Here is a 16721-nt window from a genome sequence, read left to right as displayed (position 1 = left end):
AAGGCTTCCTCCTAAAAGAAAGCCTTGAATCACGTTCAATCTGATTTGAGAATCCCAAGAGTCCACACGGCCTAGTCCTCGCAAAAGCGCTCAACTGTTGACGTTGAGCAGCCGGGCGATGGTGCGGTCAATCTGCTCGTACTGTCCCTCGCCGTCGTGATGGAATACGATATTTCCATTCTGGTCGATGATGTATTGCGCGGGCCAATACTGGTTGCGGTAGGCATTCCAGGTCTGCGACTCATTGTCCTGTGCCACCGGATAGGTGATGCCGTGGCGTTTCAGCGCCGCCTGGACGTTGGAAGCCGAGCGTTCGAACGGAAATTCCGGCGTATGGACGCCAATCACGACGAGGCCTTGATTCCTGTACTTGGCGTCGAGCGCGACGACATGGGGAAGCGTGTTGACGCAGTTTACGCAGCCATAGGTCCAGAAATCGACCAGCACCACCTTGCCGCGCAGGTCGGCGATGTTGAGCGGCTGCGAATTGAACCATTTGCTGATGCCGACAAAATTCGGCGCGTTCTGTTGCGTCGCCGCGACCCTCAACGCGGGCTCCTGCGCGCGGGCGATATGAGGAGCGGTGATGCCGGTCAGGCAAACAGCGCCGACCAGGGCGGATACAAGTGAGCGCATGATCATTTCCATTTCCTCCTGATGTCAAAGGCCGATCTGGCCGTTGGGATAGAAGCTGGTCAGCCACGCCACGATCAGCGTGTCATATTGAAAGTAGGAGAGGGCCGCGAAGGCGATGATGACGACGCCAAAGCCCTGCTGCAGTCGCGGCGCGATTCGCGCGATGCTGCGGACGCGAGTCGTGACGGCCTGACCGCCGTAGGCGATAGCGAGCATTGGAATCGCCGCTCCGGTGGCGTAGACGACGAGCTGCAGACTTGCCCAGCCGGTATCTTTCGATGTCGCCACGAGGGTCAGGATCGAGCCCAGCACGGGCCCGGCGCAGGGCGTCCATACCAGCCCCAGCGTGGTGCCGAGCACGAAGCCGCCGATCAGGCTTTGCGATGGCGTTGCGTTGCCCGGCGAACCGCCCGCGGCAAGACCGGCAATTCGGACCGTCAGCCATTCGAACGGGGCGGGCCAGATCATCAATAGGCCGAAGCCGAGCAGAAGAATTGCGGCGCCGGTTCGCAACACGTTGGGATCGAAATCGAAGGCGCGCGTGATCGCGCCCAGCAGCAACGCCACCATCGAGAATGACATCACAAAGCCGAGCGCGATCATCGCCGGCCGCGCCTTGCTGGTCTGGCCCACCGATGCCCCAAGCAGGATCGGCAGCATCGGCAGGGTGCAAGGCGCCGCGACGGTGACAACACCTGCGAGCAGCGCGAGAACAAGATTCAGCATCAGAACCGCCCATCGCCAACCGGCCACGCCCAATGCCTGCGCCGGCAGTGTGATGTTCTTCGCGATGGCGAGATCAGCCGTTACGTCTGCCTCATTCGCGCGAGGTCACGTCTGTGTGAGACTTCCATGCCGATTGTACGGACCGCAAAGCAAAGCGACCCGGCTGGGGGGCATCCCGGCCGGGTCGTTGGAGGTAGTCCTTGGGAGGTTAGAACTTGAAGACGTAAGAACTCGCTACCTGATCTCGCAGACTTCTGCGGCGCTCTTGGTGCTGCAGTCGATCACCTGCTGGTGCACCGGCGTCACACCGGCATCGCGCTGCGCGCGCGGGGCGACATTCTGACTCGATAGTGTCGCAAGCGTAGCCACGGCGCCGAGCGGAATGATGAAGAAGCGCAAGGACGGCTTCAGCATGTCGTTCTCCTGTTCGGCGTTGGCGTTGCGTTAGATCGTTAATGTATAGAGACTGAGCTTTTCCAGGTGATGTCGTCGATTGTTTCAATTGTTTCGTCGCCGCTTTCTGGCTTCGAAAACAATCCCTACAATTTCTTACCCTCCATACGACTTCCCGCATCGCTGTTTCACGCTGCGAGGCTGTCCACGCCGGCGCACCTCAGCAACTCGGCCAACTGCTTGCGGGCATAGAACATGCGGGTCTTCACGGTGCTCTGGGGAATGCCGATGATCTCGCCGGCCTCTTCCACCGACTTCTCGTGATAGTAGACGAGGTTGATGATCTCGCGGTGCGCCGGCGACAGCTTCGCGACGCAGGCGCGCAGGATCTCGCTCGTGGTGGCGCGATCGAGCGCGGCTTCCGGCGTGTCGGCTTCGTCGACGATGTCGAGCACCTCTTCCTGTTCGATGTCCTCGTGCCGGCGCTGGCGCAGCGCGGTCAACGCCTTGAAGCGGGCGATCGACAACAGCCAGGTGGAAACCTGCGAGCGGCCCTCGAATTGGTCGGCCGTGCGCCAGACGTCCAGGAACACCTGGCTCACGAGATCTTCCGCCACCGTGGTGTCGCGGACCATGCGGAGGACAAAACGGTAGACCCGGACGTTGTGACGGGAATAGAGCACGTGCATGGCTGTGCGGTCGCCTATGGCGATCTTGCCGAGCAGCATTTCGTCGGATGTCTGGCGTGCAGCGGCGATATGATCGTTGGCTGCAGCGTTGATGGCGACGACGTTCGACATGACAGGCTCCCAGTTCGCCTTGGCGGCTTTCGTTGGGAGAATTGTTAATGAGCCACGGTTTCGGGATGTCTGCGCGAAAAGCGGAAAATGGTTTCATCCGTAGGAGAATTGTTTCGTCGGGGCGTGGGCGACGAAACATTCGGGGCAAAAATGCCAGTAATTTCAATGCGCGGAAAATTGCCGGGAAGTTGCGGACCGGGCGGAACCGAACGGTGCCTGACGCGTTCTCGCGCGCCCCGTCATTGGGCAGGGGCGAAGATCAGGCCTTGTCGCCGCTCGGTGAGAACAGATAGCCGCCGCCGCGGATGGTGCGGATGACCGCGGGCTTGGTCGGATCGATCTCGATCTTGCGGCGGATGCGCATGATCCGGAGGTCGACGGCGCGGTCGAAGGCCTCGGCGTCGCGCGCATTGGCCAGTTCGAGCAGCCGCTCGCGCGACAGCACCCGTTTCGGATTGGCCGCAAACACCTTCAGCAGCCCGAATTCGGATGCCGTCAGCGGATGCTCGTTGCCCTCGTCGTCGCGCAGCGCTTGCGCCTGCAGATCAAGCCATTTGGTGCCGAAGCGGACCAATTGTTCCTTCTCGGTCTTGGCGGCCGTCGTCTCGGGCGCGGCCGCTTTGGCCGGCGTGCTCCGCCGCAGGACCGAGCGGATCCGCGCCATCAATTCGCGCAGCTCGCAGGGTTTTGCCACGTAATCGTCGGCCCCGAGCTCAAGCCCGACCACGCGGTCGATCGGGCTCGCGGTCGCCGTCAGCATGATGACCGGCACGTTCATCCGGCTCTTGAGATCGCGGATGATCGACAGCCCGTCTTCCTCGGGCATGTTGAGGTCGAGCACCACGAGGTCGGGATGGTTGGTCTCGATCACGCTGCGCAGGCTCTTTCCGCCATCGCACAACGTCACGCCAAAGCCATGCATCTTCAGATAATCACCGACCATCTCGCGGGCCGGTGCCTCGTCATCAACAATGATGATGTGCGGGCTCTGGGTCATGATGTCTCTGCTGTGGCCGGCAATGTAACCGTAAAGATCGAGCCCTGTCCGGGGCCGGGGCTCTGCGCAGTTACATGGCCGCCATGCATGTCGATAATGCGTTTGACGATCGAAAGTCCAAGCCCGGTCGAGCTCTCGCCTGCGGTCGGCTTGGCCGACAGCCGCTGGAACCGGCCGAACAGGCGCCCCAAATCCTCCGGCGAGAGGCCGGCACCCTCGTCGGCGATCCGGATCACCGTGTTGTCGCCCTCATGGGTGACGACCACCCTGATCTTGCCGCCGATTGGTGAGTATTTGATGGCATTGCTGACCAGATTGTCGATCGCCTCGCGAATGCGGTCGGCATCGCACATGGTCACGAAATTCGGCGGTGCGGAGACCGAGATGCTCTGCTGCTTGTTGACCGCCAGCGGCAGGTTCGCTTCGGCGACCTCGTTGATAAGAGCCGCGACATCGACCGGTTCACGGCGGATGGTGATGTCGAAGGCGTCGGCCATCGCGTCCGAGATCAGATGATCGACCATCGATGTCAGGCGCTTGGTGGCATCCCTGATGTGCTCGACCTGGGTCGCGACCGCTTCCCTTGGCGAGCCGGCGCCGATCAATTCGGTGAGCATCTCGGTGCGGCCGAGGATCACGCCGAGCGGGTTCTTGAGGTCATGTGCAACCGTGCCCAGGATCTCGTTCTTGAAGCCGTTGGCACGCTGCAGCCTCAGCCATTGCGCCGAAAGCCGGCGGTTGGCCTGCATCAGCGCGCGGGTGCGCTGGGCGACGCGGTCCTCGAGCTGCGTGTTGGCCTCATGAAGCTGCTGGTAGAGGATCACGTTGTCGAACGCGATCGAGAGGCGGCTACTGAAGATCTCGACCAGCGCGCGGTCGGTGTCGGAGAGCTGGCGCTCCGCCTGCAGGAGCACCACGACTTCGCGGCCGCTGCCGGTGCGCAAATAGAGCACGCTGCGGTGGTCGGCGAATTCGTTCTTGCGACGCTGGAAGGCGGCTTCCACCATCTCGCGCAGATCAGGGTCGAGCGATTTCGAGCTGGTGGTGCCGATGAAACGGCTGTAGCAGCCGGAGCCCGCCAGCACCGACAATTCGCTGCCGGCGCCGTCATCGCGCAGCACCAGGATGCCGGCGCATTCGACATTGAGCAGCGAGGCGAGCTGGGTCAGCACGCCCTCGGCGAGCCGCTGCATCGATTTGAAGTCGTAGAGTGTGGAGGCGGCGTCGATGATGATCTCGAGCCCGCGCCTGGTCTGCACCATGCGCTCGAGCTGCTGGTAGCTGCGCAGCGCTGCCGTCAACGAGGTGAACAGCTTGTCGGCCGTGAGCTCGGTCTTGGCCTTGTAGTCGTTGATGTCGTACTGGACGATCACCCGCCGCTCCGGCGCCTGGCCCGGCTGTCCGGTGCGCAGGATGATGCGGACGGTCTCGTTCTTGATCTCGTTGCGGATATATTCGACGAGTTCGAGCCCTGCGACGTCGGTCTCCATGATGACGTCGAGCAGGACGGCGGCGATGTCCGGATGCTCCCGCATCAGCTTGCGACCTTCCGCCGCAGAATAGGCCGACAGGATCTCCAGCGTGGCCCCGTTCAGGCTGTAGTCGGACAGCGCGAAGCGGGTGCCTTCATGCACCGCAGCATCGTCGTCGATGACTGCTACCTTCCATTTTCGCGCGGACGAATCCTCCGGTGTGACCCCGGTGTCGTCGATCAGGTGGAGGACATCGTCCTGTTCGGCCATTGAGCAGTTCCGTCATTGGCTTGGTCCGCGATCGTGGGCTGACCCGTTGGCTGACCCGTTGGCTGACCCTTGGCGATTCTCGGCATGATAATGCGAAAAGTGGTGCCTTGTCCCGGCCTTGACTCCAGCACCATGCGGCCGCCGAGCTGTTGGGTGACAAGATTATAGACAATATGCAAGCCCAGGCCGGTGCCGCCTTCATTGCGCCGGGTGGTGAAGAATGGATCGAACGCCTGGCGCTGCACGTCCGGCGTCATGCCGGCGCCGTTGTCGGCGAAGATGATCTCGATGTCGTCGCTGCCGCGGGCCCGCGCTGAAATCGTGATCGTCCCCGATCGCCGGTCGGCGAAGGCATGATTGACGGCGTTAAGGAAAAGATTGGTTAAAATTTGTCCGTAGGAGCCGGGATAGCCGTCGATCATCAGGCCTTCCGGCACGTCGACGGTCAGGGCGATCGCGGCTTTCTTCAGCACCGGCCGCAGGCTGGCGACGATCTGGTCGGTCGCTTCGCTCAAGGAAAACTGGCGGCGCTCGGCATGCGAGCGATCGACCGCCACCTGCTTGAACGACTGGATCAGTTCGCCCGCACGCTGCAGGTTGGCGACGAGCTGCTGCGCGGCATCGCGCGAGCTCTTCACGAATTCGTCGAGCTTGGAGCGGCGCAACTGTTCTGATTTCAGCTCGTGCTCGAATATCTCGGTGCGGCGCGCAAAGCTCGAGGCCACCGTCAGGCTGATGCCGATCGGATTGTTCACCTCATGGGCGACGCCGGCAACCAGGCCGCCGAGCGCCGCCAGCCGCTCCGCATCGATCAGGTTCTGTTGGGCCGTATTGAGTTCGAGCAGCGCGCTCTCGGCCCGTTCCTTGGCGGCGCGCAATTCGTCTTCGGCCTGGCGCTTGGCGATCGCATTCTCGCGGAACACTTCCACCGCGCGCGCCATCGCGCCGACCTCGTCCTTGGCATCGGTGCCCAGCACGCGGCGATCGTAATTGCCCGACGTGATGGCGTGCATCGAGGCCATGATCTGCTGCAGCGGCAGGCGGATCGAGAGCGCGATCAGGACGCCCGCGGAAACGATGATGCCGAGGAAGATCACCGCGATCGAGAGCACACGGCGCGAAATGTCCGACAGCGTCCGGTCGAAGGTTTCCTGCGCCTTCTGCTCGCGCTGGCGCATGTTGATCGAGAGATCGTCGATGACGCCGATGGCGTCGGCCTGGCTCGCGTCGATGGTATTGCGCAATAGCTCGGTGCGGCTGGCGAGCTGCTCGGTCAGTTTTCCCAATCCCTCGCGCAACGCTTCGGTCCGCTTGTTCAGCCGCGCCAGCGCCAGGCGCTGCAGGTCGTTGTCGGCGAGGTCGATCATGACCGGGATCGTCTTCTCGATCGTCTCGGTGTTGCGGCGGGCCTCTTCGGCGGATGTGCTCGAGAGCGACAGATAATAGGCGTTCGCCGCCACCAGCATCGCGGTGAAGGCCTCGCGGGATTTGCCGAGCGATGGCCAGATCAGCGCGTCGCGATGGCCGGTGGCGCCCTCGATGATGGAGTAAAGACCGGCCATGTCCTTGGCCGGCCCGAGCACCTGCTCCTCATAGGTCTTGGTGATCTTTGCCTGCACGGCGCGCAGTTCGCCGAAGCCGTCCAGGAAGCGGCTGGTGACGCGCTCGAGCTGCTCCACCGATCCTGACAGCATCGGGTCGGTGGCGGCGCGCGTGGTCAGCGTGCCGAGCACGGCTTCGCGGAGCAGCAGGATCTCGGCGAACAGCTCGGGGCTCGGCTGGTTGATGTAGCGGTGGATCAGGTTCTGCAGCCGGCTGGTCTCGGTTTCGAGCTTGGCCAGGATCTTGTCGGATTCCCGGACCTGCCGGACGTCCTCCCAGGCCGAGCGCAGCACGGTGGCGCCGTTCCAGATCAATGCCGCCAGCACCACCACGACCGCCGAGTTCAACAGCGCGATCGACAGGATGCGCCAGCGGATCGGCACCGCCCGCAGCATCTGGACGATGTGCACGCGGCCGCGCGCGGCGAGGCTCGCCTGCCGTCCCACTGCTCCATCCTGTCCGGGCGCTGCCAAGCTTGCTTCACTCCACCTTGCGGATGCGCTCGATCAATGACGCGATCGCGGGGTCGCGCTGCGCTTTGGCGTAGAGCCCTGCCATCGCCGCCTCGAGCGGCCTGCGGTCGAAATCGCTGACGATCTTCACGCCTGCGGCTTCGGCCCGCTGGCGCGAGCGCTCGTCGAGGTCCTTCCACTTCTCGCGCATGAAGGTGCTGGAGCGCTTCGCAGCCTCGCGGAAAAGCGCCTGGTCTTCGACCGACAGGCTCGCCCACGCCTTTTGCGACATCACCAGCACTTCCGGGCTCATCGTATGTTCGGTCAGCGTATAGAAGCCTGCGAACTTGTAGTGATCGGCGGTGATGAAAGACGGCCAGTTGTTCTCGGCGCCGTCGATCAATCCAGTGGCAAGGCCGGTCTTGACCTGCCCGTAGGGCAGCTCGACCGGTTCGGCGCCGAGCGCGCGGATCATGTCCGACATCTGCTGCGACTGCTGGACCCGAATCCGCAGGCCCTTGAGGTCGTCGAGCGAACGGATCGGACGGGCGCTGTTGTAGATCGAGCGCGCGCCCGAATCATAGAAGGCCAAGCCGACGAATCCGTAGGCCTCGAATGAGTTGAGGATCTCGTTGCCGATGGGGCCATCCAGCACCTTCTGCAAATGTTCAACCGAGCGGAACAGGAAGGGCATCGCCAGCACGTTGGCCGCGGGCACCATGGCGCCGATCAGCGCCACATTGGTGCGGTTGATGTCGATCGCACCCGCCCGCGTCTGCTCCAGCGTTTCTTTTTCCTCGCCAAGCTGCCGTGAGTGAAACACCCGCACATGATGACGGCCACCGCTTCGCTCCTCCACCAGGCTGCCCATGTAACGCAGCGCCTGGACGGTCGGATAGTCCTCGCTCTGGGTATCGGAAGCCCGAAACTCGCGCGCAGCCGCACCCGTTGCGACCGCCGTCAGCAGCAGCGCGACAACAAGCTTCATGATCCGCGAAAGGCCGGCGCGGCGGTACACAGGCTACAAATCCCCTTGTGATATGGTCTGTGGCAGGAAGAAAAGGTTCAATACTTTTTAGCAGAAGCCGGAAAGATAGCTATCCGACGATCTACGGTTAATCGGCCATTCCGACGTTTTGCCGGATTGCAACCGTAACGACGCAGCCTTAATCAGGGGCAAAAGTGATTTTGATTTTGCTTCTCAAGCGCGAAAGCCTGGATTGGCGCACCGTGACATCGTTTATGAGATTCCTATACCCAGCGGCGCTTGCGGCCACTCTGCTCGGATCTCCCGCGCATGCCGCGACCGAGATCATGTGGTGGCACGCGATGTCGGGAGAACTCGGCAAGCAGGTCGAGAAGCTCGCTGCCGATTTTAACGCGTCCCAGTCCGACTACCGGATCGTGCCGAGCTACAAGGGCAACTACACCGAAACGGTCACGGCGGCGATCTTCGCTTTCCGCTCGCGCAGCCAGCCCGCTATCGTCCAGGTCAACGAGATCGCCACCGCCACCATGATGGCGGCTCGCGGCGCGATCTATCCGGTGTTCGAGCTGATGCGCGACCAGTCCGAGCCGTTCCTGCCGTCGGCCTACCTGCCGACCGTGACCAGCTACTACGCCGACCTCAGCGGCAATCTGCTGTCGTTTCCGTTCAACGCCTCGACGCCGATCCTCTATTACAACAAGGATCTGTTTCGCGCCGCCGGCCTCGACCCGGAGGTGGCGCCCAAGACCTGGCCCGAACTCGGCGCGGCGGCAAAGCGGTTGCGCGCGGCCGGTGCTCCTTGCGGATTCACCACGTCGTGGCCATCCTGGATCAATGTCGAGAATTTTTCAGCCTTTCACAATGTGCCGATCGCGACCAAGGCCAACGGTTTCGGCGGGCTCGATGCGGAGCTCATCTTCAACAATCCGCTGATGGTGAAGCACATCGCCCAGCTCGTGGAATGGCAAGCCACCAAGGTGTTCGACTATAGCGGTCGCGGGCAGGCGGCCGAGCCGCGCTTCCAGAAGGGCGAATGCGGCATTTTCATCGGCTCGTCCGGCACCAGCGCCGATATCAAGGCCAACTCGAAATTCGAGGTCGGCTACGGCATGCTGCCCTATTGGCCGGACGTCACCGGCGCGCCGCAGAACAGCATCATCGGCGGCGCCACGCTATGGGTGCTGCGCGATCGCCCGCGGGCCGAATATGCAGGCGTTGCGAAGTTCTTCGCCTATTTGTCGAAGCCGGAGGTGCAGGCCGCCTGGCACCAGGCAACCGGCTATCTGCCGATCACCCGCGCAGCTTACGAGCTCACGCGCTCGCAGGGTTTCTACGACCACAACCCCGGTGCGGCGATCGGGATCGAGCAATTGACGCTGAAGCCGCCGACCGACAACTCGAAAGGTATCCGGCTCGGCTCCTTCGTGCTGATCCGCGGTGTCATCGATGAGGAGCTCGAGCAGGCCTTTTCCGGCAAGCAGTCGCCGCAGGCCGCGCTCGATTTGGCCGTCGAACGCGGTAACCGGCTGCTGCGCCAGTTCGAGCGCGCCAATCCGGACAGGTAGAAATTGGTCTCGCCAACCGTCATTGCGAGCGAAGCGAAGCAATCCATTTCTCCGCGCGGGTCGAAATGGATTGCTTCGTCGCATCGCTCCTCGCAATGACGTCGTGGCGCAAATTCATGACGCGGTCATTACCCGCCTTCACCGACTACGAAGCCTTTCGCACCTGGCGTGCTGACCCATCGCGCTGGCTGCCGGTCGCGATCGATATCGCCCGCAGCCACGGATTTGCCTCCACGTCGCCTCACGTCTTCACAACCGGCACCAACCTCGTCGTTGGACTCGGTGATGATCTCATCCTGAAGATATTCCCGCCGGTGCTGCGGGCGCAGTTCGTATCCGAGCGCGGGTCGCTCGCGCAGCTTTGCGGGCGGGTCAAGATTCCGATTCCGGAGATCATCGCCGAAGGCGAGCGCGACCGGTGGCCCTATCTGATCATCACGCGCGTGTCGGGTGTCCTGGGTGCGGAGCTGTGGCCCTCGCTACCCGAAGCCGACAAGGAACGCGTGCTCGCCGAGATCGGCGAGACCATTGCCGATGTTCAGCGCGTGCCGCCGGGCCCGCTGCTTGAAATCGAGCCGCGCTGGGACGTGTTCATGCAGAGCCAGATGGAAGGCTGTCGTGCCAGGCACGAGCGGCTGGGGCTGGCGCGAAAATTCCTCGACGGGCTCGATGATCTCTTGCGCGACGCCGCCGAGCTGATCCCGATGCACGAACCGCCGGTCATCCTCACCGGCGAATACATCCCGCAAAACTTCATGCTGACGCAGCGTAACGGCCGCTGGCACCTTTGCGGATTGATCGATTTCGGCGATGTGCTGGCAGGATGGCGCGACTACGACCTGCTCGGCCCCGGCGCATTCATGGCCGCGGGCCGGCCGCGCCGCGTGCTGAGCCTGCTCGAAGGCTTCGGATATTCCCGCAGCGACATCGATTTCGCGCTGAAGCGGCGGCTGATGGCCTTGATGCTGTTGCACCGCGCGAGCGACCTGAACCGGCATATCTGCATCGACGGCTGGCAAGCGAAGGCTGACGATCTCCTGGAACTGCAAGAGCTGATTTGGGCCACATAAATGGCTCGCCTAACAAACGGGCGTTCAAAATTAACAGCTTAATCAGTGAGCAAATATGCCGATTTGTATGCAATAGGGTGACGATCGATCGCAGCGTTTGAACTTGCCGTTCTTGATATTCGAAAGTTAAATCAACGACTTGGGCGTACGCTAACGTTCCATTAAGGCTTGGCACAAACCTTGCGAACCTGTTCCACGCCATTTCCCAGGGGCGTTGGAGCATCACCCATGAAACGTCGCGATTTCCTGAAGTCCGCGTCCGGATTAGCCGCTAGCGCGATGGTGCCTGCGCCCGCGATCTGGTCGCCGGCCAAGGCCGATGCGCGCTCGGAGACGCTATTGATCGTTTCCGAGGGCGGCCCGAACAATCTCGACATCCATGGCGTCGGCACCAATGTGCCCGGCTATGAAGTGTCCTGGAATTGCTACGACCGCCTGATCGCCCACGAGATGAAGAGCGGCCCGGGCGGCGTGCCCTATTACGACCGCGACAGGTTCAAGGGTGAACTGGCCGACGACATGAATGTCGGCGACATGTCCGTCACCTTCAAATTGAAGAAGAACGCCAAATTCCACGACGGCGCGCCAGTGACGGCGAAGGACGTCAAATGGTCGCTCGATCGCGCGGTCAGCGTCGGCGGCTTCCCGACCTTCCAGATGAGTGCGGGCTCGCTGACCAAGCCCGAGCAGTTCGTCATCGTCGACGATTCCACGGTGCGGGTCGATTTCGCCACCAAGGACCGGCTGACGATCCCCGATCTCGCCGTCATCGTGCCCTGCGTCGTCAACTCCGAATTGGTGAAGAAGAACGCCTCTGAAAAAGATCCTTGGGGCCTCGAATACACCAAGCAGCAGACCGCGGGCTCCGGCGCCTACAAGGTGACGAAATGGACCGCCGGCACCGAAGTGATCATGGAGCGCAACGACGCCTGGGTCGGCGGACCCATGCCGAAGATCAAGCGCGTGATCTGGCGCATGGTGCCGCAGGCCGGCAACCGCCGCGCGCTGCTGGAGCGCGGCGACGCCGACATCTCCTATGAGCTGCCGTTCAAGGATTTCCAGGAGATGAAGGCGAACGGCAAGCTCGACGTGGTGTCGCTGCCGTTCTCCAACGGCATCCAGTATATCGGCATGAACGTGACCAAGCCGCCGTTCGATAATCTGAAGGTGCGGCAGGCCGTGGCCTACGCGATTCCCTATCAGAAGATCATGGACGCGGTGCTGTTCGGGCTTGCCAACCCGATGTTCGGCGCGCCCAAGGACAAGCCGACCGAGGTCGCCTGGCCGCAGCCGCACAAATATTTCACCGACATCGAGAAGGCCAAGGCGTTGCTGGCGGAGGCCGGCTATCCCAACGGCTTCGAGACCACGATCTCCTTCGATCTGAATTTTGCGGGCGTCAACGAACCGCTCTGCGTGCTGGTGCAGGAAAGCCTGGCGCAGATCGGCATCAAGACCACCATCAACAAGGTGCCCGGCGCCAACTGGCGCACCGAGCTGAACAAGAAGGAGATGCCGCTGTTCACCAATGTGTTCTCGGGCTGGCTCGATTATCCCGAGTACTTCTTCTACTGGTGCTATCACGGCAACAATTCCGTGTTCAACACCATGAGCTACAAGTCGCCGGAGATGGACAGGTTCATCGACGGCGCCCGCAAGGCTGCCGCGATCGGCGACACCGCGGCCTACGACACCGACGTCAAGGGTTTCGTCGATCTCGCCTTCGCGGAAGTGCCGCGCATTCCGCTGTATCAGCCCTTCGTCAACGTGGCGATGCAGAAGAATATCTCCGGCTATCAGTACTGGTTCCACCGCCGCCTCGACTATCGCGCGATGGCGAAGGGGTAGCGAACGAGCAGGGAGGGCGCGCCATGCTCACGATGATCGGCAAGCGGCTGATGTTTGCGATCCCGAGCCTGATCGGGGTCGTCATCGTCACCTTCCTGCTGACCCGCGCGCTGCCGGGCGATCCGGCCGCCTATTTCGCCGGGCCTGCCGCCACCAAAGAAGCGGTCGAACAGATCCGCAAGAAGCTCGGCCTGGACCGGCCGCTGATCGAGCAGTTCTTCCGCTACACCAATGATCTCGCCCATGGCGATTTCGGCAATTCGCTCACCACGGGACAGCCGGTGGCGGCCGAATTGCGCAACCGCCTGCCGGCTTCCGCCGAACTGACGCTGCTCGGCCTGCTGGTGTCGATCGCAATCGCAATCCCGCTCGGCGTGCTCGCCGCAACGCGGCCCGGCTCGTGGATCGACCATCTCTGTCGCGTCACGACCACCGCCGGCGTATCGCTGCCGGTGTTCTTTACTGGGCTGGTGCTGGTCTACATCTTCTATTTCCAGCTCGGCTGGTCGCCGGCGCCGTTGGGGCGGCTCGATGTGTTCTATAGCGCGCCGCCGACCGTGACCGGCTTCTATCTGATCGACACTTTGATCGCGCGCGATTTCGAGGCATTCCGTTCCGCGCTCAGCCAGCTCATCCTGCCGGCGACGACGCTTGCGATCTTCTCGCTGGCGCCGATCGCGCGCATGACCCGGGCTTCGATGCTGGCCGTGCTGTCCTCCGACTTCGTTCGCACTGCGCGTGCCAGCGGCCTGTCGCCGGGGACGGTGATCGTCACCTACGCGTTCCGCAACGCGATGCTGCCGGTCATCACGACGCTCAGCATGGTGTTCTCGTTCCTGCTGGGCGCCAATGTGCTGGTTGAAAAAGTGTTCGCCTGGCCTGGCATCGGCTCCTATGCGGTGGAAGCGCTGATCTCGTCGGATTTCGCGCCGGTGCAAGGCTTCGTGCTGACCATGGCGGTCATGTATGTGCTGCTCAATCTGGTGATCGACATCCTCTATGGCGTGATCGATCCACGCGTACGACTGGAAGGGTGAGGGGTGAAGCATGAGCACCGTTGCGCCTGTCGTTGAACCCGTCGCTCCGGCGCCGACCTCGGGGCTGTCAGCCGTCTTCGAGCACACGCGCTATGTGCTCGGCGAGAACAAGGTCACCGCCTTCGCCTTCGGGCTGCTGGTCGTGATCGTGTTCGCGGCGCTGTTCGGCCCCTATGTCGTGCCCTACGACCCGCTCGCGAGCGATACCGCCGCAGCGCTGAAGCCACCGTCGGCGGCGCACTGGTTCGGCACCGATCAATTGGGGCGCGATATCTTCAGCCGGGTCATCGTGGCCACTCGGCTCGATACCTTCATTGCAGTTGCGTCCGTAGTGCTGGTGTTCCTGATGGGCGGGCTCGCCGGCATTGCGGCCGGCTATTTCGGCGGCTGGACCGACCGCATCGTCGGCCGCATCGCCGACACCATCATGGCGTTTCCGCTGTTCGTGCTGGCGATGGGCATCGTCGCGGCGCTCGGCAACACCGTGCAGAACATCATCATCGCCACCGCAATCGTGAATTTCCCCCTTTACGCGCGCGTCGCCCGTGCCGAGGCCAATGTCCGCCGCAATGCCGGCTTCGTCCAGGCGGCGCGGCTCTCCGGCAATGGTGAGTACCGCATCCTGCTGGTGCACATCCTGCCCAACATCATGCCGATCATGATCGTGCAGATGTCGCTCACCATGGGCTACGCCATCCTGAACGCTGCCGGCCTCTCCTTCATCGGCCTCGGCGTCCGCCCGCCGACCGCCGAATGGGGCATCATGGTCGCCGAAGGCGCGGGCTTCATGGTGTCGGGCGAATGGTGGATCGCGCTGTTCCCCGGCCTTGCTCTGATGATCGCCGTGTTCTGCTTCAATCTGCTCGGCGACGGATTGCGCGACATCGTCGACCCGCAGCGGAGAACGTGATGGGCTCGCTCTTTCAGCCGATCGTCATTGCCGGGCTTGACCCGGCAATCCATCGTGCGAAGCGCATTCTTGATTTCTTGATGGATGCGCGGGTCAAGCCCGCGCATGACGATTTGAGAATGGGGCGCCCGTCATGACCGCGCAGCCGCTGCTCGACGTCAGGGACCTCACCGTCGAATTCACCACGCGGCGTGGCATCGTCAAGGCGGTGCAGCACGTCAATATTTCCGTGGCAAAAGGCGAGACCGTCGGCATCGTCGGCGAGTCCGGTTCGGGCAAGTCGGTGACGTCTTACGCCGTGATGCGCATCCTCGATCGCGCCGGCAAGATCGCCGAGGGCTCGGTGATGTTCTCGGGCATCGACGTGAAGGCGGCGACCGAGACGCAGATGCGCGACCTGCGCGGCCGCGAAGTCTCGATGATCTTCCAGAACCCGCGCGCGGCGCTCAATCCGATCCGGAAAGTGGGCGACCAGATCGAGGACGTATTGCGTCAGCACGTCCAGCAATCGACCGTGGCCGATCGTGGCGAGAAGGCGATCGAGGCGCTCGAGCAGGTCAAGATCGCCCGCCCGCGCGAGCGTTATCACGCCTATCCGTTCGAGCTCTCGGGGGGCATGTGCCAGCGCGTCGTGATTGCGCTCGCGCTGGCTTGCAATCCGCAGCTTCTGATCGCGGACGAGCCGACCACCGGTCTCGACGTCACCACCCAGAAGGCGGTGATGGACCTGATCGTCGAGCTGACGAAACGGCGGTCGATGTCGACCATCCTGATCACGCATGATCTCGGCTTGGCCGCCGCCTATTGCGACCGCGTCGTGGTGATGGAAAAGGGCCGCGTGGTCGAGACGGCAAAATCGGCCGATATTTTTGCCAGGCCCGAGCACGCCTACACCAAGAAGCTGATGCGCGCGACGCCGCGCATCGGTGTCTCCTTGCGCGATTTGCTGCCGGAGGACGATACGCCCTCCGTCATGGCCGGGCTTGACCCGGCCATCCATCAATCTTCGAAAGACTCTTCTTCTGAACGGATGGACCCCCGGGTCAAGCCCGGGGGTGACGAGAAGGCAGAACCCCTTCTCCTGGTCGAAAAGCTCGTCAAGGAATATCCCCGCCAGGGCGCGAACGCGGTGCTGTCAAAACTGTTCGGCCGCAAGCCGCCGGTGGAACAAGAAGTGTTCCGCGCCGTCGACGGCATCAGCTTCCATGTCGGCCACGGCGAAAGCGTCGGCCTGGTCGGCGAATCCGGATGCGGCAAATCGACGACATCGATGATGGTGATGCGGCTGCTCGACCAGACCTCCGGTCGCATCGCCTTCGATGGCGACGAGATCGGCGAGATCAAGCCGCAATCCTTTGCGCGATTGCCGCTGCGCAGCCGCATCCAGATGGTGTTCCAGGATCCGACCGACAGCCTCAACCCGCGCTTCACCGCCGCGCGTGCGATCGTCGACCCGATCATGCAGCTCGGCGACATCAGGGGCCGCGACGCGCTGCGCGCCCGCTGCGAGGAACTCGCCACGCTGGTCGGCCTGCCGGTCAATTTGCTCGACCGCTTCCCGCACCAACTGTCCGGCGGGCAGAAGGCGCGCGTCGGCATCGCGCGGGCCATCGCGCTGCATCCGAAGCTCGTCATCCTCGACGAGCCGACCGCGGCACTCGATGTCTCCGTGCAGGCGGTGGTGCTGAACCTGTTGCAGGATCTCAAGCAGTCGATGGGGATGAGCTATCTGTTCGTGTCGCACGATCTCAACGTCGTGCGCCTGTTATGCGACCGCGTCATCGTGATGCGCAGCGGAAAGATCGTCGAGCAGGGCACGTCCGAAAAGGTCTTGGGCGATCCGCAGGATGCCTATACAAAGGAGCTGCTGACGGCGATCCCGCATCCGCCGTTGCCTGTTCATTGAGCAGTCTCCGGGAAGAAAACGGGCAAGCAGGCTTTCCAAACGCTCGATA

15 protein-coding genes are annotated in these 16721 nt (G+C 62.7%); 7 read left to right on the top strand and 8 right to left on the bottom strand.

Annotated elements, in window-relative coordinates; genetic code table 11:
* Positions 1 to 90 precede the first annotated feature (90 nt).
* The 8 genes from AAFX91_RS08005 to AAFX91_RS07970 all read right to left on the bottom strand — a co-directional run bounded on the left by AAFX91_RS08005 (position 91) and on the right by AAFX91_RS07970 (position 8336).
* Positions 91 to 636, bottom strand: coding sequence for a thioredoxin family protein (locus AAFX91_RS08005; protein ID WP_394566086.1), 546 nt, complete (start codon positions 634 to 636; stop codon positions 91 to 93).
* 24 nt (positions 637 to 660) lie between these two features.
* A complete protein-coding gene (locus AAFX91_RS08000) occupies positions 661 to 1362 on the bottom strand; it encodes a cytochrome c biogenesis CcdA family protein (RefSeq protein ID WP_394566085.1) in 702 nt (233 codons plus the stop codon).
* A 234-nt stretch (positions 1363 to 1596) separates the two neighbouring features.
* Positions 1597 to 1776, bottom strand: a complete 180-nt coding sequence (locus AAFX91_RS07995) for a hypothetical protein (RefSeq protein WP_394566084.1) — start codon at positions 1774 to 1776, stop codon at positions 1597 to 1599.
* A 167-nt stretch (positions 1777 to 1943) separates the two neighbouring features.
* Entirely contained in the window at positions 1944 to 2555 is a 612-nt protein-coding gene (locus tag AAFX91_RS07990; RefSeq protein WP_394566083.1) for a sigma-70 family RNA polymerase sigma factor, read from the bottom strand.
* A 259-nt stretch (positions 2556 to 2814) separates the two neighbouring features.
* Positions 2815 to 3552, bottom strand: a complete 738-nt coding sequence (locus AAFX91_RS07985; RefSeq protein WP_394566082.1) for a response regulator — start codon at positions 3550 to 3552, stop codon at positions 2815 to 2817.
* Positions 3549 to 5294 (bottom strand): DUF3369 domain-containing protein, encoded by a 1746-nt coding sequence (locus tag AAFX91_RS07980; protein WP_130578323.1) that lies wholly within the window; start codon positions 5292 to 5294, stop codon positions 3549 to 3551. Before AAFX91_RS07980 ends, AAFX91_RS07985 begins: the two co-directional genes overlap by 4 nt.
* A complete protein-coding gene (locus AAFX91_RS07975; protein ID WP_165421068.1) occupies positions 5264 to 7291 on the bottom strand; it encodes a sensor histidine kinase in 2028 nt (675 codons plus the stop codon). The genes AAFX91_RS07980 and AAFX91_RS07975 overlap by 31 nt, the downstream gene beginning before the upstream one ends.
* An 85-nt stretch (positions 7292 to 7376) precedes the next feature.
* On the bottom strand, positions 7377 to 8336 hold the full coding sequence (locus tag AAFX91_RS07970; RefSeq protein ID WP_394566081.1) for a TRAP transporter substrate-binding protein: 960 nt from the start codon (positions 8334 to 8336) through the stop codon (positions 7377 to 7379).
* Positions 8337 to 8590: 254 nt separating this feature from the next.
* Between AAFX91_RS07970 and ugpB the strand changes: the two genes are divergently transcribed.
* From ugpB to AAFX91_RS07935, 7 genes are all read left to right on the top strand, one after another.
* Complete coding sequence (ugpB, locus tag AAFX91_RS07965) at positions 8591 to 9901, top strand: sn-glycerol-3-phosphate ABC transporter substrate-binding protein UgpB (RefSeq protein ID WP_394566080.1); 1311 nt, start codon at positions 8591 to 8593, stop codon at positions 9899 to 9901.
* A 116-nt stretch (positions 9902 to 10017) separates the two neighbouring features.
* Entirely contained in the window at positions 10018 to 10971 is a 954-nt protein-coding gene (locus AAFX91_RS07960; RefSeq protein WP_394566079.1) for an aminoglycoside phosphotransferase family protein, read from the top strand.
* 228 nt (positions 10972 to 11199) lie between these two features.
* Positions 11200 to 12819, top strand: coding sequence for an ABC transporter substrate-binding protein (locus AAFX91_RS07955; RefSeq protein WP_130578319.1), 1620 nt, complete (start codon positions 11200 to 11202; stop codon positions 12817 to 12819).
* Positions 12820 to 12842: 23 nt separating this feature from the next.
* Positions 12843 to 13856: an ABC transporter permease gene (locus tag AAFX91_RS07950; protein ID WP_130578318.1), complete on the top strand. Its 1014-nt coding sequence runs from the start codon at positions 12843 to 12845 to the stop codon at positions 13854 to 13856.
* 10 nt (positions 13857 to 13866) lie between these two features.
* Positions 13867 to 14766, top strand: a complete 900-nt coding sequence (locus tag AAFX91_RS07945) for an ABC transporter permease (protein ID WP_130578317.1) — start codon at positions 13867 to 13869, stop codon at positions 14764 to 14766.
* The gene (locus AAFX91_RS07940) at positions 14766 to 14903 is read left to right on the top strand and encodes a hypothetical protein (protein ID WP_165421067.1); all 138 of its coding nucleotides are present in this window, start codon (positions 14766 to 14768) and stop codon (positions 14901 to 14903) included. The genes AAFX91_RS07945 and AAFX91_RS07940 overlap by 1 nt, the downstream gene beginning before the upstream one ends.
* Complete coding sequence (locus AAFX91_RS07935; protein ID WP_130578316.1) at positions 14900 to 16672, top strand: ABC transporter ATP-binding protein; 1773 nt, start codon at positions 14900 to 14902, stop codon at positions 16670 to 16672. Before AAFX91_RS07940 ends, AAFX91_RS07935 begins: the two co-directional genes overlap by 4 nt.
* Positions 16673 to 16721: the final 49 nt, after the last annotated feature.

Origin of the sequence: Bradyrhizobium sp. 31Argb, from assembly GCF_043638955.1 — a bacterium.
Taxonomy (GTDB): domain Bacteria; phylum Pseudomonadota; class Alphaproteobacteria; order Rhizobiales; family Xanthobacteraceae; genus Bradyrhizobium.
This window is presented reverse-complemented; position numbering and strand designations above follow the sequence as displayed.

Excerpts from the sequence above, each read along its gene's own strand:
- AAFX91_RS08005 (WP_394566086.1), bottom strand. The coding sequence starts at position 636 with ATGCGCTCACTTGTATCCGCCCTGGTCGGCGCTGTTTGCCTGACCGGC.
- AAFX91_RS08000 (WP_394566085.1), bottom strand. The coding sequence starts at position 1,362 with ATGCTGAATCTTGTTCTCGCGCTGCTCGCAGGTGTTGTCACCGTCGCG.
- AAFX91_RS07995 (WP_394566084.1), bottom strand. The coding sequence starts at position 1,776 with ATGCTGAAGCCGTCCTTGCGCTTCTTCATCATTCCGCTCGGCGCCGTG.
- AAFX91_RS07990 (WP_394566083.1), bottom strand. The coding sequence starts at position 2,555 with ATGTCGAACGTCGTCGCCATCAACGCTGCAGCCAACGATCATATCGCC.
- AAFX91_RS07985 (WP_394566082.1), bottom strand. The coding sequence starts at position 3,552 with ATGACCCAGAGCCCGCACATCATCATTGTTGATGACGAGGCACCGGCC.
- AAFX91_RS07980 (WP_130578323.1), bottom strand. The coding sequence starts at position 5,294 with ATGGCCGAACAGGACGATGTCCTCCACCTGATCGACGACACCGGGGTC.
- AAFX91_RS07975 (WP_165421068.1), bottom strand. The coding sequence starts at position 7,291 with ATGCTGCGGGCGGTGCCGATCCGCTGGCGCATCCTGTCGATCGCGCTG.
- AAFX91_RS07970 (WP_394566081.1), bottom strand. The coding sequence starts at position 8,336 with ATGAAGCTTGTTGTCGCGCTGCTGCTGACGGCGGTCGCAACGGGTGCG.
- ugpB (WP_394566080.1), top strand. The coding sequence starts at position 8,591 with ATGAGATTCCTATACCCAGCGGCGCTTGCGGCCACTCTGCTCGGATCT.
- AAFX91_RS07960 (WP_394566079.1), top strand. The coding sequence starts at position 10,018 with ATGACGCGGTCATTACCCGCCTTCACCGACTACGAAGCCTTTCGCACC.
- AAFX91_RS07955 (WP_130578319.1), top strand. The coding sequence starts at position 11,200 with ATGAAACGTCGCGATTTCCTGAAGTCCGCGTCCGGATTAGCCGCTAGC.
- AAFX91_RS07950 (WP_130578318.1), top strand. The coding sequence starts at position 12,843 with ATGCTCACGATGATCGGCAAGCGGCTGATGTTTGCGATCCCGAGCCTG.
- AAFX91_RS07945 (WP_130578317.1), top strand. The coding sequence starts at position 13,867 with ATGAGCACCGTTGCGCCTGTCGTTGAACCCGTCGCTCCGGCGCCGACC.
- AAFX91_RS07940 (WP_165421067.1), top strand. The coding sequence starts at position 14,766 with ATGGGCTCGCTCTTTCAGCCGATCGTCATTGCCGGGCTTGACCCGGCA.
- AAFX91_RS07935 (WP_130578316.1), top strand. The coding sequence starts at position 14,900 with ATGACCGCGCAGCCGCTGCTCGACGTCAGGGACCTCACCGTCGAATTC.